The sequence below is a fragment of the Pirellulales bacterium genome, assembly GCA_035939775.1.
In the GTDB taxonomy this organism is placed as follows: domain Bacteria; phylum Planctomycetota; class Planctomycetia; order Pirellulales; family DATAWG01; genus DASZFO01.
Genome location: DASZFO010000192.1, coordinates 14465 through 30085, shown reverse-complemented (window position 1 = coordinate 30085; position 15621 = coordinate 14465). Strand labels below are relative to the sequence as shown.

General features: G+C 62.1%; 5 protein-coding genes. 3 read left to right on the top strand and 2 right to left on the bottom strand.

The window, feature by feature from the left end; genetic code table 11:
- Positions 1 to 109: 109 nt before the first annotated feature.
- From VGY55_12420 to VGY55_12410, 3 genes are all read left to right on the top strand, one after another.
- On the top strand, positions 110 to 949 hold the full coding sequence (locus tag VGY55_12420; protein HEV2970767.1) for a hypothetical protein: 840 nt from the start codon (positions 110 to 112) through the stop codon (positions 947 to 949).
- Positions 950 to 969: 20 nt separating this feature from the next.
- Positions 970 to 1620, top strand: coding sequence for a hypothetical protein (locus VGY55_12415; protein HEV2970766.1), 651 nt, complete (start codon positions 970 to 972; stop codon positions 1618 to 1620).
- 207 nt (positions 1621 to 1827) lie between these two features.
- Positions 1828 to 2832, top strand: a complete 1005-nt coding sequence (locus VGY55_12410; GenBank protein ID HEV2970765.1) for an alpha/beta hydrolase — start codon at positions 1828 to 1830, stop codon at positions 2830 to 2832.
- Between the two features lie 117 nt (positions 2833 to 2949).
- Here the strand turns inward: VGY55_12410 and VGY55_12405 are convergent, their stop codons facing one another.
- Positions 2950 to 5601 (bottom strand): alginate lyase family protein, encoded by a 2652-nt coding sequence (locus VGY55_12405; protein ID HEV2970764.1) that lies wholly within the window; start codon positions 5599 to 5601, stop codon positions 2950 to 2952.
- A 38-nt stretch (positions 5602 to 5639) separates the two neighbouring features.
- A complete protein-coding gene (locus VGY55_12400) occupies positions 5640 to 15128 on the bottom strand; it encodes an autotransporter-associated beta strand repeat-containing protein (protein HEV2970763.1) in 9489 nt (3162 codons plus the stop codon).
- Positions 15129 to 15621 lie beyond the last annotated feature (493 nt).

The following is a 15621-nucleotide window of genomic DNA, read 5'->3' as shown; positions in this document are numbered from 1 at the left end:
GCGCCAGCGAGGGTTCTGGCTTTCCAAATGGAATTCCCTCGCTGGCGCTTCGGGCTAGTGACTAAAGTGATCGCCCCAAACCTCGTGATGTGAAAAAGTAAAAAGCCCTGTGACGCGTGCGTCCGCCGCGGCAATTCCCCGCGTCCTCCGCTACAATGCGGGCATGGTCGAGAATCCAGCCGACGTTGATCCGCCGGTCGAGGCGAAGAAGCGCCGCCGCCGCTGGTTCCAATTCAGCTTGCGCTCGCTGATGATCTTTGTCGTTCTGTTCGCGATCGCGTGCGCCTGGTTTGGCGCGAAAATGGAAAAGGCACGTTGGCAGGCAGCGGTCGATGCAATTCGAAAGGATCGCGGGTTGGTGTCGTACGAGAATCGACTGCCGCCGCCGCAACCGGCCTGGCTGCGCGCGCTCCTCGGCGACGACTTCTTCCGGAGCCCGATTTCTGCATGCGTACAGACCGAGGCGGGGCTCGAGCAAATCGGCGAATTCAGCCAGTTGAGATTCTTGCAATTGGCGCCCACCCGATTCTCAAATGCCGGACTGAAGCATCTCAGTGCATTGAACCGGCTCGAGTCGCTGAATCTCATCGGCGCCCGTTTCAGCGACGCGGACTTGGAATTCCTCACATCGCTGCCACAGCTCCAAACGCTGGTCCTGTATAACACGCCAATCACCAACGCCGGACTCGCGCACCTTCGCGGACTCAATCAACTTCGAACTCTGGACCTGCGGGAAACCCGTATATCAGACGCGGGACTCGAACAACTTGCGGCGCTCGCCCGGCTCAGCGTCTTGTGCGTCGATAGCCCCGAGATCACCGACGCCGGAGTGGAAAAGCTCGGCGTGCTCAAGAGCCTATCGTCGCTGGACATTCGCGGAACGTGGGTGACGGAAAACGGCGCGGCAAATCTCAAGCAGGCACTGCCCGACTGCAAGATTGAACGATGATTTGAATGGCGAAGTGAATCATGGACACCGACATCGGGAATGGTCCGAAGCGCCGTCGCCGCTGGCTTCAATACAGCCTGCGCTCGCTGATGATCTTCACGATGATTTGCGCCGTCGGGTCCGCGTGGCTCGGCAGAAAGATAGACCAAAAGCGCCGAGAGCGGGAAGCGGTCGCCGCGATCGTCAAATCGGGCGGCAGCGTATTTTACGACTACGAAGACCGAGGGTGGCTGAGTCCGCCTGCCAATAATGCGAAACCACCCGGACCAGATTGGCTGCGAAATCTGCTTGGAGAGAACTTTTTTAGCGATGTCTATTGGGTGGTCCTCAGCACCAGCGATGGTAAACTGGAAAACCTTAAACAGCTAACTCAACTCAAGAAGCTACAGCTAACCGTCAGCGACGGTGGACTCGAAAACCTCAAAGGGCTAACTCAACTCCAGTTTCTACATTTTTCGGGAGCCGTCACCGACGCCGATTTGGAGAACCTGAAAGAGATGCACCACCTCAAAGAGCTGTCTCTGAATGCAACCAAAGTTACCGATGCTGGATTGACGAAGCTCAAAGGTTTAACACACCTTGAATCCCTCGGCCTGGGTTTGACCAAAGTCACTGACGCCGGAGTGAAAGACCTTCAGACGGCGTTGCCGAACTGCAATATCGCACACTGACATTCGATCCGCCAACGTTCGGCGGCGGCGCACGGGTCAAATCCCACCGGCAACGCGGCTAAAACCGTATTGTGCAGGGCGGCGACGCTGCACAATGGGAATCGTTTGAAATCGTGTCGATCTCTGTCTCTAATATCGAAGGACAGGTCAACGTCTCGAAGAATAAGAGCATTGAGTCATTGAGTAACCCTTAGCCAAGGAATTGCCATGAGATCCCAACTGGCGAAACGTAGTGCAAGAATTCCAAATGCAATCTTGGCCCTGATCATGTTCCCGAGCATTCCGGCAGCGACGGCCAGCGCTGAGGAACCCGCGCGGACCACTTCAGCGCCTGCCGCGTCCGCGCCAGATAGCGCCGCGCCGGCAGCCGGCGCCGTTACGCCGTCGGTGCCGCCGTTGCCGCTGGTGCCCGGTGCGAAGGTCGTCGCGCTTTGGCCCGCCGGTCATCCGACATTGAAGGGGTTCGATCAAAAGGAGGTGTTCAAGACTTCAGCGAGTCAGCCGGAGCGAATTCAATCGGTCACGAACGTTCATAATCCGTCGATCGAGCTGCATTTGGCGCCGCCGGAGAAGGCCAACGGGTTGGCGATCGTCGTGGCGCCCGGAGGTGGAAACACGCAACTCGTCGTAGGCACGGAAGGGACCGAGATTGCCGCTTGGCTGAACGACTTGGGCGTTTCCGCGTTCATTTTGAGATACCGCCTGCGCCCCTACGATTCGGCCGTCGATGCGCTGGCCGACACACAGCGGGCAATCCGGCTGGTCCGCGCCAATGCCAAAGAGTGGGGCGTCGATCCGAAACGGATCGGTGTTATGGGCTTTTCGGCGGGAGGCGAACAGGCGGCTCGCGCGGAGTTGAAATTCGACAATGGCAATCCACAGGCCACCGACGTGGTCGAGAAACAGAGCAGCCGCCCGGATTTCGCGGTGCTGGTCTACCCAGGCTGGCGCAGCATGGATCTCAGCCAGGTCCCCAGCAGTGCGCCGCCGGCGTTCCTGACATCGGCGGGCCTCGACGACGCGTTCCACGCGCGGCAGACGGTCGAATTCTACAACGCGTTGTTCAATGCGCGGATCCCGGTCGAGCTTCACATCTATGGCCACGGTGGACATGGCAACGGAATCAAGCCGCGAAATGGAATCCCGTTCGGGACCTGGCCAAAGAGGTTCGTCGAGTGGGCGACCGACTTGGGGTTGATGAAGAAGTCGTAAGAGCCCGTCAGCGGTTGTAATGAAGTGACGGCGCGCAGATAACAGTTGATCGGCACGGTCATCGTCAACTTGCAATTCGGCACTGGCCGACGTTGCTCGCCAGTGCCACCCTACGACTCATCTCGCCGAGCCGAGCTTGAACAGCTCGGCGCCGTGCGGGGCGACTTTGGCCGTGAGCTTGCCGTCGGCGGCGGGGAGGTTCTTTTGGCGCCAAAGGTCGCGAACCGGTTGCGGGCCGCTGAGCTTGAGATCGGCCAGACTGAGCGTCACCTCCGCCGGCTGGTCGTCGCGGTTGAATAGGCCGACGGCCCAGGCGCCGTCGGCGAGCGGCTTGGCCCAGACCTCTTGCCCGCTGCTGGCGCCGACGCGCGTGGCCTCTCGCCCCAGCGCGTCTTGGTCCACCGCGAGGACTTCGTCGTTGGTCAAGAGGCCGAGGGTGAAGTCGTCGAGCTTCGTCAGGTCGCAACCGATCAACAGCGGGGCGGAGAGCAGGCACCAGAGCGAGATGTGGGTGTATTGCTCGTCCGCGGTTAGCCCCGTGTGTCGCGGCTTGCCCCAGCCGACAATGCCGACCACCAGCATGTCCGGATCGTTCCAATGCCCCGGCCCCGCGAAGGGCGCCCACTTCTCCTGCGCGAAGCCGATGCTGCTCATGCTCTTCCAAGTGTCCTTGATATCGCCGGTGGTTCGCCAGAGATTGGCGAGGCGTGCGAAATTGGCGGCGCCGGAAAACGGAGCGTGGTTGGAAAGGCTGTAGACGAAGTCGCGGCCGCTGCCCTGGAGAGCCTCGGCCATTTCCCGCACGTCCGGCGCCTCGATCGGGTTCCAATCGTATTTGAGATAATCGAAGCCCCACTCGGCCCATTGCCGCGCGTCTTGCCGCATGAAGTGATATTTGCCAATCGCGTAGGGAAGGACCTTCTTGTTGACCTGCTTAGGGCCGGGAGGCGGAGGTTCCCAGGTCCCTTCGGAATTCTCCGCGGAACCGCCGGCATGGCGCGCGTAGCTCGTGACCCACGGGGTCGAATAGATCCCGGCCTTGAGTCCGAGCGCGTGGATGTCGTCGCAGAGCCGCTTCATGTCTCGAAACTTCGAGTCCGGCTCGAGCACGTGCTCGGGACCGGCGCGGCGGCCCTGCCAGGTGTCGTCGATATTGATATACGTCCAGCCATGCTGGAGCAGGCCGCTCGAGGCCATCGCAGCGGCTTGGGCGGCTACCTTCTCTTGATCCACTTTGCCGCCGAAGCAGTTCCAAGAGTTCCACCCCATCGGTGGCGTAAGGCAAATCTGGTCGCCGATCTTGATCGAGAGAGGCGCCGTATCGCGGCCGAGCGAGTTGCCCGCGGCAAGCGTGACTCGATACTCTCCGGCCCGAGCGACCGAGCCGGTGATCCGGCCCGATTTGGCGTCGAGCGTCAGGCCCTCCGGCAATCCCTCAGCGGAAAACGCCAGCGGCGGTTGCCCGGTGGCCGGAATCGTATAGAGAAACGGCCGGCCGGGACGCTCGCCATAGACCCGCGGGCCGTTGATCCGCGGAGTTGCCGAAGGCTTCGGCGTGCGAATGCGGGTCTCCGGAAAGTCGAACCACAGCACCGGCTGGCGGATCGGCAAGTTGCGGAGCACTTCGTCGTTCGTCGGATTGGCGTCGAGCTGCTTCCATAGATCGAGGTACTTCGGTTCGTTATAGGCCAGTCCCGCGAATAGCCAGGTGCAGCTTCGCACCGGCCAGTATTTGTCGTACATCACATCCGGCTTGAGCGGCCATTTCGACTTGTCCTTCACGAAGGGAAACATGTATGCCGGGCCGTTCTGAAGCGTGCGGCCATCGGCCAGGGCGAACGTCCAGAGATTATCCTCCGGCGTCGAGAGCACCTGGCTGAGCATCACCATCTGGTCGAGATTGAAGAGCGAATAGCAATACGGCTTGCTCCGCGACAGCTCGCCCGGAAACCTGCCGTCGGCGGCGATCTGCCCGAGGAGTTGCTCCTTGAACCGCTTGCGGCATTGTTCGAGTGCTGCGCGATCGCCGGTCAACGTCGCGAATTCGGCCACTTGCAGCCAATAGCAGACGGCGTGATTGTTCTTGGCCAGCCCCTCTTGGATGCCGTAAGGATGCGTCGTCATCCATTTCAGATAATCGGCGAACCACTGCACGATCGCGGCTTCGTCGGGCTTCGCCAGCAGCGAATGCCGGCGGAGCACGGCGACCGAGCGGGCCACTTCCACGAGGTGCAGCGTGTCGATGATGCCGATCGATCGGCCGCTGACTTTATTGCGAATCGCTTGCGAATACAGCAAGCTAGGGTTCATGCGCGTGGCCTCGTCGATGAACCAGGCCCGCAAGTGGGTTGCGGCGTGGCGGGCGTATTTCTCGTCGCCCGTGATGAGAGTCGCCGCCGCCAGCGCCGGAACCTGAATGCTCATGCGGATCAGCGCATGGCGGTGCTCGTTGAAATTGTCGGGGTTCGACATCCCGTCGCGATTGACGTAAGGACCGTCGAGGTTTTTCGGGTCAGGCCAAAAGTAGTCTGCTTCCGAGTAGTAGTCGTGCGGCCCGCCGGCGCTGCGCTGCGCGGGAAATTCGGTGATCGTGACCGGGCGCTCCTGAAGGTATTGGTCTGCCGCGCCGACGACTCGCTGCCGTTCGTGCTCCTTGATGTCGAACGGCGGAGCATCCGGCGCGGCGCTGGCGGAGCGCGCCAGGGAAATCGCCGCAGCCATAGCAGCGACCGTCGGCAGCGCGAGCGTCCATGTTCGGTTGATCGTCATGCACGAAGCCGATTTAGTAAATCGCCGGGGAGAATCGATCATCGAGTGTCGGCAAGTCGTCGGCGCAACCGAGGGATGAGGCAGACCAGGCTTCCCAAGCTCAGCAGCACGAACGTTGCCGGCTCAGGGACGGTCGATAGGCTACCGCCGAGACTGGCCGCGCCGCCCAGCGCTGCGCCGGCCGAGCCCAAACTTCTACCCGACGACGAGCTGCTCGAGGCCAGAAAACTCGCGGCACTCGCCGTGTCTGAGCCAAATGGCTCGCGCGGCTCCAAGGAGCCGGCCAAGGCCATTCCGCCAGAAGAAGCCAGCGGATTTCCATTGCTGTCCGAAGCGTCGATCGTCACGAGGGCCGCGTGCGTGGCGTCGCCGCCGATCACCAGGGCGCCTTGCGCGATGTGATTGGCCGTGAGATCGCTGCCGCCGTCGACTTGCGTCGTTCCCGTGCCGTCGATGCCGCCGACTTGCTGATTGGTGCCAGTGACCAAGACGCCGGCTGAGGCGGTGCTATTGTTCAGAATATCGGCTCGGCCCTTGATGATGAGCGGATCCAAGGCCGACTCGGAGCCGGCCAATTCCAGCGTGGCCGTGCCGGTGACCGTCGCCAACACACCCGTGCCGACGAAGACCGAGCCGCTGGTGACTTTGAATCTGAGCGTGCCGCCGCTGACGTTCAGGTTGCTATTGGTCCCGAGCGACGGAGCGCCGTCGATCTCGAGAATGCCGGCGCCGGACTTCGTCAGCGTGCCTCCGCCGTGCGCCGCGCCGCTCGGCGCCAGGCTCACATTTCCAGAGTAAATCGTGGTGCTCGCTTGGTTGACCGTAAGTGTCGTGCCGGCGGCCACGTTGAGACTCGCCGTACCGCTTCCCGCGGTCGTACCCGATATGCTCGTCACATTTTGGTTGCTGTTGAGATTGACGGACGAGGTAATCGTGTCGGCCGCATTGATCGCCAGCGGGCCGTTGCCGAGTGTTCCAGTCGCCGTGGTCGTCAGCTCGCCGTTGGTGACGGTAGTTCCGCCGCCGTAGCTGCTGGCGCTGTCGATGGTGAGCGTGCCGCCGCCGGTCAGCGTGAGGCTTCGGTTACCGCCGGTCTGGCTGATTGATCCGACGCTGACCAGGAGCGACGTGCCGCCGGCGATATTGAAAGTCGCGTTGTCGGCAAGCAGGAGGTTGGCCAGAATCTCCTGCTGCGCGCTTACGCCGGCCGCCACGCTGACTGTGGCACCTAGGCCGCCGTTGTTGAGCGTGATGTTATGGAATCCGACCGCATCATTCCCCAGAATATACTGCGTGCTGGTCGGGCTGGCCGAGTTATTGAACTGTAACGTGCCGAGCGTGTAGACGCCGTCGATCGTGACTGTCACCGCCGAGGGAGGCGGGGCCACGATCCCGGCAGGCACTCCATCACCAAATGTGGCGGTCAAGCCGGTGCCGTTGGGAACGGTCGTCGGACTCCACTTCGCGCTTTCGCTATAGTTGCCGTTGCCGTTGAAGTTCCACGAGGCGGAAGCGCTTGGCGTCGCGATCAGGTCCACCTCTTGATTCGGAATGACGCTGAAAGTGTAGTTGAATGCGCCGGCCGAGCTGCTGCTGACCAAAAACTGACTGGCCGTTGGCGCGCCGCTCGTAAAGGCGTACAGCTCGTACGTGCCAGCCTGAGCGGCGCCGGACAGATCGACGAGATTGGTGCCCGCGACCGCAAGCGCGCCGGCGATGTTCACCAGCGAGGTCAGCGCATTTCCGGAACCGTTGGGCGCGCCGAGCGTGAAGGCCGAATGCGACTGGTCCTGCAAGCTGGCGCCGCCGGTGATGGTAAGTGTCCCGCCGCTGGCACCGCCGAATGCGCTGCCGGCGTTGACGGTTACGGACCCGTTCAGCGTGCCGCTGCCCGTCAAGGTTTGCGCGGTAGCACCGCTGCCGAGGACGATGGTGCCGTTGGTAAGACCGCTGACGTCGAAGGTTGCTCCGCTGCCGATGCTGAACGTCGGTGAACTCGGGATGCTGTTGACGCTGGCACTGGACAATCGTAGCGTGCCGCCGGTGATGTTGGTTGCGCCGCTATACGTGTTGGCGCTGTTGAGTTGCAGCGTGCCGCTGCCGGTTTTGGTTATCCCGAAGCCTGTGCCGGTGACGGGGCCGTTGATGGTCATCAACATCCCGCTGGCGCCGGCGGCCGTGTTGGTGACGACATTGAAGGTGCCGTTGCCGCTGAGCGCGACCGCGCCGTTAAAGCCGCCCCCCGTCTGATTATTGTTTTGATCGAGGAACAGACCGGCCGTACCGCTGGTCATGTTCGGGCCGGAGGTGACATTCATCGTGAAGGCGCCCGCCGCCTGCAAGGCGCCGATCGCTTGGCTATTGGCCGCGCCGGCCGTCAGTTGATCCACCGTGATGTTCATCGTGCCGCCGGCAGTGGCTGACCGCAAGCCGGTGAGAAAATCGGTGCCGGTGAGTCCGGCCGGAGGAGGCACGGTCACATTATTGAAGCCGGGATCGGCATCGAGGATCAACTTCGTGCCGTCCGACATATCGAGCCGGACCGCGTTGGTGTCCTCGCCGCCGAGCCCTCTGGCCGACCGCAAGTCGATCGTGCCCTGCTGCAATTGGAAGTTCGTGTCCTGCTGGTTGTTTTGGCCATAGATGATCATGGTCCCCAGTCCGGTCTTGATGAACGAGCCGCCCGCGGTTCCCGAGCCGTTTGGTCCGGTGCCAGCGGTTTGCAATACGGCAGTGGTTTGGGTGACGGTCGCCCCGACTTGGAAACTCACGCCGGCATCGATGTTAAAGGTTCCGGTAGCGCCCGCATTGCCGGAGTTGCTGAATTTGTTCGTCGTGTTCGCGGCGACAATAGGGGCGCCCGGATTGGTGGGATCGCCCGTGATATGGAGCGTACCGTTAATAAAGTTGACCTGCCCTGCCAGACCGACCAAGTTGCCGGCGACGGCGGTTTGAATCGTGCTGCCGTTGATCGTTGTCAAGCCGCCGAAACTATTCGTGCCGGAGAGCAGCAACGTTCCACCGCCGGTCATGGCCAGATTGAGATTTGCCGATCCCGTATTTTGCATGACCCCGCCAAACGTGTTAGTGACGGCACTTTTCACGGTTAACGTGGCCGCCGTGGCGCTGCCGTTGTCGACGACCGCGCTACCAGGGTTGACTGGATCGGTGTTCAAGCCGCTGATCGTCACGTTGATGCCGTTGAGCCGCAGTGCGGCACCGCTGGGTGCATTGGCGGGAAACGCCACGGCGTTCGGCGTCGTGGAATTGAGCGCCCCGGCGATGCCTACTTGGAGGATGCCGTTGTCGATCATCACGCCGCCGGTCATCGTGTTGCTGGCAGCTAGAACCAGAGTGCCGGGGCCGGTCGTGAACAACATGCCTCCACCCGTGATGACACCGCTTTGGGTGAGCGTGGCGCCGGAGTCGACGTTGAACGACCCGCCCGGCGCGTTGATTGTCGTGCCGCGGGCGGTGGCGAAGCTCGCGGTCGCCTCGAGCGTGCCGCCGTTAAACTTCAACGGACCTGCTCCGCCGCCAAGATTGTTGTCCGCGGCGACCTGGACGGTGCCGCCGTTGAAAACGGTGCCGCCCGTATAGCTGCTCGCGCCCGAAAGCACGAGCGTGCCCGTGCCATTTTGCTGTACAACGCCCGCACCGCTGATGGCGCCGGGCACCGTCAGGGAATCGCTGCGGTTGAAAATCACGGTGCCGTCCACGGCGATCGGTCCGGTGCCGAGGCTCCCCAAAGTGCCGCTATTGACGGTCGGATCGGCGATGCGCAGCGTGCTGCCGCTCGTGACGGCGGTGGTGCCGCTGTAAGTGTTGGTGGTCGTGATGGTCACGGTGCCGCCCCCCGAGACGGTCAGACCGGTCAAGCCGTCGATCGCGCCCGAGCCACTGAGCGTATATGGATTGTTTGCGTCATTGGCGAACGTCACGGCGCCTGGATCAACAATCTGATTGAGAGTGATCGCGCGGTGCGAGTTGTTGGGGAATGTAACCGAATCTTGGTTGAAGAAAGTTTGATCGGTCGTTGTGCCGCCGTTGTCCGACCAGTTCTGATTGTTCTGGACGTCCCAAGTTGACCCGTCGCCTGGCGGGCTGCCCGGCGGAATGTTCCCTGTCCAAGTCAGCGACTTGGCGGCGCCGACGACATTCAGAGTGATATCGTCCGGTCCCGACGTGGCGTCGCCAAAATGAAGCGTGTAGACTGTGCGCGTTGCGGCCGGCAAGGTCGGAGGCGTGCCGCCGACTCCGCCCGCGGCGGTAAGCAGCAGGTAGTTGCCAGGCGGCGGAGAGCTGGCGGTGGGAGTGATTGTCGAGTTACCGAGAAAACTCGCGGCCCCGGTGACGATCAACTCATCGCTCTGATTGCCGGCGGCAAGGTCGACGCGCAAATCGCCGCCGTTGACCGTCAGGTTGTGCATGGTTAGATTGCCGAGCACGCCGTCTGCCGCCGTCAGACCGGGCCGGATCGATGAGCCAACCTGCATGGTGACGTTCCCCACGCTTCCGTTGCCCGAGAGCGTGCCGGAATTGAGCGCGATCGGGGCAGTGGAAGCAAGCGAGCCGTTTACCGTTAGCGTGCCGCCGCCGTTGATGTTGGTGCCGCCGGTATAGGTGTTCGCGCCGGTGAGCGTGAGCGAGCCGCCGGAGATGGTGAGAGTCGTGGTGGCCGTGCCACTGCCGAGAACGTCCTGGATCGTGCCGCCGAAGGAGCCGCTCGCGGCGGAAAGAGTCAGCGTCGACGCAATCGCTCCGCTATTGCCGACGATGTTGGCCGCGCCAGTTCCATTGCTCGTCAGGCTGGCGACCGTCGCATTGTTACCCGCCAGGTCGAGGATCCCGCTGCCCGTGCCGCTGCCGAGCGAGACACTTGTCGCCGTGGGAAGGACACCGAAGCCGCCAAGACGGAGCGTGCCCGCCTGGATTTGGGTCGCGCCGGCGTAAATGTTCGAACCGGTTAGGAATTCGGTGCCCGCGCCGACCTTCGTGAAACCGACGGTCCCGCTGCCGTTCTGGATGGTGCCGCCGAACGAACCATCGCCGCCTCCGTTGCCGACCGTAAGCGTGACGGCGCCCGCGACAGCGCTGGTGATCGTGCCGGTGTCGCCGCTCAAGGGGCCAACGGTCAGGCTGAACCCGTGAAGGTCAAGCGTCGAGCCGCTGCTCACGTTTAGCGGCCCGGTCCCCAGAGCGGTGTTGCTGCCGGCCACGATCGTGCCACCCGTGATGGTCGTCCCACCGCTGTAGCTACTATTGCCGGACAGTGTGAGTACGGCGGCCCCGGTCACGTTACCCGTGTTACTGTTTGCCTTGATGATCGAGCCAGGTCCGCTGAGATTGCCGGTCAGAATAATCGGAGCATTATTATTGGCCCCGGAAAGCGCACTGTCGACCCTCAGAACGCCGTTGATGGTGATTGGGCTGCCGAGTGTCGAGGATACGGCCGTGGTGCCAGTGCTGACCAGTACATCGCCGTTGAAGACCATCGGCCGCGTAACCGCGCCGGATAATTGGAAAAGCTCGAGGTTCGTGTCGTCGTTGAACGTGATGGTCGACGGAGTGCTGTCGGGATTGATGGTGGCCGGGATGCTCGACGCGCTCTCGACGCCCAGCGTATTCCGGAAAACGGCGCCGACCGCACCGGGGGATGCGACGACGATATTACCGGCGGTGACGGACGTGCTGACCAACGTGAACTGGCTGCTGCCAGCCTTGGTAAGCGTGTGGCCCGCCAGATCGAGCACCGGCGTGCCGCCGCGAAGGTCGTAGCGTCCGGTCGCTGAATTACCGGTGGCAGCCCCGTTGCCGCCAATGGTCGCATCGGCGGAAAGCGTGATCTTCTGAAAGGCGTTCTGCTGTGACGGTCCGTTATTGAAAATGGCCCCCTCGCCGCCGGGGAACGCTAGTGTAGCAACCCCCGTGCCGGCGATCGTCACCTGTGTGGTCCCGAAACCGTTGGCGATGTTCGCGGTCAGCAGGCCGCTGAGGTCGAGGGTGCCGCCGCCGGAGATCGAAACGGGACCGGTTCCCAGCGCACCGAAGCTGGTGAACTTCACCACGCCGGCGTTGATCGTGGTGCCGCCGCTGTAACCGGATGCGTTGCTCGTGAGGATCAGCGTGCCGGCGCCGGATTTCGTCACGCTATTGCCCGTACCGTTACCGATCGCTCCGTCGACCGTCAAATTGCCGGCCGCGACAGTCACCGTCGGGTTGCTGTTGAGCGTTACCGTGCCAGTTCCCATATCCAAGTCGTTCGTACCCTGGAAGACGAAACTGCCGTTCCAGACCTGCGGATTGTTGTTGAGTGTGATCGCCGCGCCAGACGTGTTGTCGATCGTGCCGCCGCCCAGGGTCAGCATGCCGCTTCCAATCGCGCCGGAAGCGCCGAAATCGAGGTTGCCGCTCGTCAAGTTGATCGGATTGTTTCCCAGGGCGCCGGAAACGTTCAGATTGAGGGCGCCACCGTTGATCGTGACGGTGGGAGTGGAGGAGTTCACGGCGTTGGCGGCCGTGAGATTGAGGACGCCTCCGCTGACGGTGACCGCCTGCGTGCCCAGCGCGCCGGCGGCGTTGGCATTGAGCGTGCCGCTTTGCACGATGGTCCCCAGGGTGAACGAGTTGTTGCTGGTGTTGATCGTCAATGCGCCGGTGCCGTTGCTGCTGCTCATCAACAGGCTGAGCGCGGAGATCGAGCTGCCGTTCGTCGAGCCGAGTACGTAGATCGTGTTCGGCGTGGCGATGCTGCCGTTGGTCACCGTGATCGTACCGGGCGCGACGTTGGTCGAGAGGTTGATGTTGTATTGATTGCCCGTATTGTGGCTATCGTCGAAAGTGACATTGTCCCCGTCGTAGAAATGAGTAGTATCCCCGAGTCCTCCATCGGTGCGGATCCAATTGGCGGTGGCCTGGGTGTCGTCCCATTGCGCGGGGACCGTCCCGGTGCCGGTCCAGGCCAGCGCGGCAGGGCTGCCGGTGACGTCGAGCTTGAGGGTGTTCGCGGCCAGCGCGGGCGCATCGATGCTGTAAGTCGTGCGCCCGACCGTTTGGAGCGTTCCCGCGGTCAAGCCGGTCAAACTGCCGGCCGTCAATACGGTGTACGAAGCGCTGGTCGCTTTGGCCAACTGCGAGATGAACAGCGATTGATCATTGGCAAAAGAGGCTGTGCCGGAAACGGCGATCGAATCGGCGCTCGCGCCATTGATCTTGATCCCCCAAGCGCCGCTTGAAGCGACCGCGAGGTTGCTCATCGTCATGTTTCCGACGGTCGTCAAGTTTCCGGGCACCAACGCGCCGCCGTTGATGGTGACGGTGTTGTTGCCGCTCGGACCGTTGAAGGTTCCGCCGCCGCCGGCGACGGTCCCGCCGTTGAGGGCGGTGACGTTGCCGGTGGCGACGCCGCCGTTGTTAAACAGGGTTTGCGAATTGCCGAGAACGAATCCGCCGACCGGGGCAACTTGGGTCAAGTCGAACGTGCCGCCACTGTTGATCGTGATGCTCGCGGCGCTCGAGATATTATTGGTGGACGACGTGGTGATCAGCCGCAGAGTACCGGCATTGACCGTCATCGCCCCTGCGCCCGAATACACATTATCGCCGGAAAAGACGAGTGTGCCATTGGTGATCGTGGTGGCGCCGGCGTAATTGTTGGCGCCGGTCAATGTCGTCGTCCCGCTGCCGATCTGTTGGACGGCGCCGGACCCACTGATCGCGTTGCTCACTGTGAACCCGGAGTCGCTGCGATTGAACTGCAAAATGCTGTTGTCGGTGACCGCGCTGGTACCCAACGTGCCGGCGGTCGAGCCTGCCCCGACGCGCAATGTGCCCGTGCTGACGGTCGTTTGGCCGTAGGTATTCGTGCCGTCGAGGATCAAAGTGCCGGCGCCGTTCATCGTCAAGCCGGCGCCGTTGATGCCATCGCCAACAGCCGTGCCGCCGCTCGCCGTGGTGGTTCCAAGATTTTTGATGGTAAACGTTTGTCCCGAGCCGGGCATATTCACGATCTTGACCAATGCGCTGTCGCCGCCAGCGCCGTTTCCGCTCGCGCCGATGGCATTGCCGTTCATGTTCAAAATACCGCCAGCCAGCGTGAGGGTTGATGCGATCTTGCTCGCCGTGTTGGCGCCCGTCGCCTTTACCACAATCGAAGTCTGGAGGTTGGCGGTTCCGCCGTTGATGATGAACGTTCCAGCCTGCGCATTTCCGTCGTTGACCGTGTTGTCGAGGATGTCGAACTCGGTGGCTACGTTCAGAACGCCGGTGCTGGCGGAGTTCGTTCCGAGCGTAAAAGTAGCCGCCATCGTTCCATGACTGTTGGTTTCCCTGGCAAGTTGAAGCGTCTGGATATTAAACGTGCCCGTGTCGAAAGTTAGATTGGCAGTACTGTTGCCGGGATTGAAAGCAGTCGTGTCATTCAGGCCAACGATCACCGTGCTCGCATCTATGTTGGCCGTGTGTCCCGCGAGACTCAGGTTGGCGGTCACGTTCGGCCGAGTGGTTGTGATCGAGCGACCCTCTCCGACAGTGATTTTGGCGCCATTGACGCCAACAGCGCCGTTAAATCCGGCGATCGTCACCGATCCACCTGGGCCGGCAAAATCAACGGTCCCATTGCGCCCGGAACCAATCAAAAAGGCGCCGGGGGTTGTCGCCGCTGTGCCCACATTGAAAACGTTCGTGCCGCCGCCCAAGTGTAGCGTACCGCCAAACGGTTCAGTGGTACCGGTCAATGTGTCGTTGAAATTACCGACACTAACGGAGCCGACGTTGATGGTGTTGCTCGTATTGGCCAACGTCAGTGTGGCGCTGGTTTGCGCGGCCGTGGCAACGCCAAGGCTGCCGCTCGTCGCCGTCAAGTTGAACGTGCCAATTCCGCTTAAGTTGGCCGTCACGATATTGGATGTGCCGGTCCCGGTGTTCGCGTTTCCTCCCACGGTAAGACTACTCGTCAACGACAGCACGGATGATACCGTTCCAGTGACCGAGAGCGAGGTAGTCGTGTTGACCGTGCCGGCTGCGGCGCCGATGGTGTTTGCCGCGGCGAAACTCAGTGTTTGTCCCGCGCCGATCGCAAGCGTGTCGGCAGTTGCGCCGTTGCTGGTGTCGGTCAAAGCGCCGGTGAACGTGCCGCCGTTGTTGAGCGCCAGGCCGCTGCCACCCGTGCCGGTCAACGTCAGTGTGGTGCCCGTGATTCCCAGGTTGAACGTCTGAACGCTGCCGTTGGACGATTGATCGGTGAGCGCGCCAGTTAGCGTTAGGGTCGTCACCGCCCCCCCGGCGGCAATCGAGTAAGCATAGGGCGTGGCCGACGTGCTGAACGTCAAACCGCCAAAAGAGACGTTATCGTCGTCGGTCAGGCTCGTGGTCGCGCCGGTCACATTTGTGAAAACCAAAGTGTCGCCGACGGCGGGAGTGGCCGGGAGGTTCCAGTTATTGCCATTCGACCAACTTCCGTCCCCCGCGCCGCCCGTCCAAGTATCGGTGTTGGCCGCGTGCAATGAGCCGGCCAGAAGCACTGCCACTGCGGATCCCATAAGCGCGGACAGGCAGCGAATTCGACTTGGACGACCAGTTCGATTGATAAACGCTTTACCAATCTGGACCATCGAGAATCTATTGGGCGAGGTCATCGACCGACTCCTCGGACTATTGAATGAATCCCTTGACAAGACGGTTTATACGCAGCGACCGGCGGCGAACCCGGCTCTCTCTTACGGGGCGCTGACGAATTGGAAGGAACCGGCGGCATCGGTTAGTCCGCCGGCCACCCGCCGCTGCCAGACTTCCACGGTCGCCCTTGGCGCTCTACACGAACGTGCATCTCGCGGCGCCGAAAACCTCCCAACCGTTCCGCCAGTCGGTCGCGTCGCAACGGTCGGCGCGCCGACGAATTATCCCGAATTGCAACGCACGGAAAGCGCGGCAGCCCGCATCGCAACCGCGGCAAGCAAAATCAAAAAGAAAGGTTCACAATTCTGACCCTTCCAGCTTGCCCAGAAACTACAACCGCGTCTA

Excerpts from the sequence above, each read along its gene's own strand:
- VGY55_12415 (HEV2970766.1), top strand. The coding sequence starts at position 970 with ATGGACACCGACATCGGGAATGGTCCGAAGCGCCGTCGCCGCTGGCTT.
- VGY55_12410 (HEV2970765.1), top strand. The coding sequence starts at position 1,828 with ATGAGATCCCAACTGGCGAAACGTAGTGCAAGAATTCCAAATGCAATC.
- VGY55_12405 (HEV2970764.1), bottom strand. The coding sequence starts at position 5,601 with ATGACGATCAACCGAACATGGACGCTCGCGCTGCCGACGGTCGCTGCT.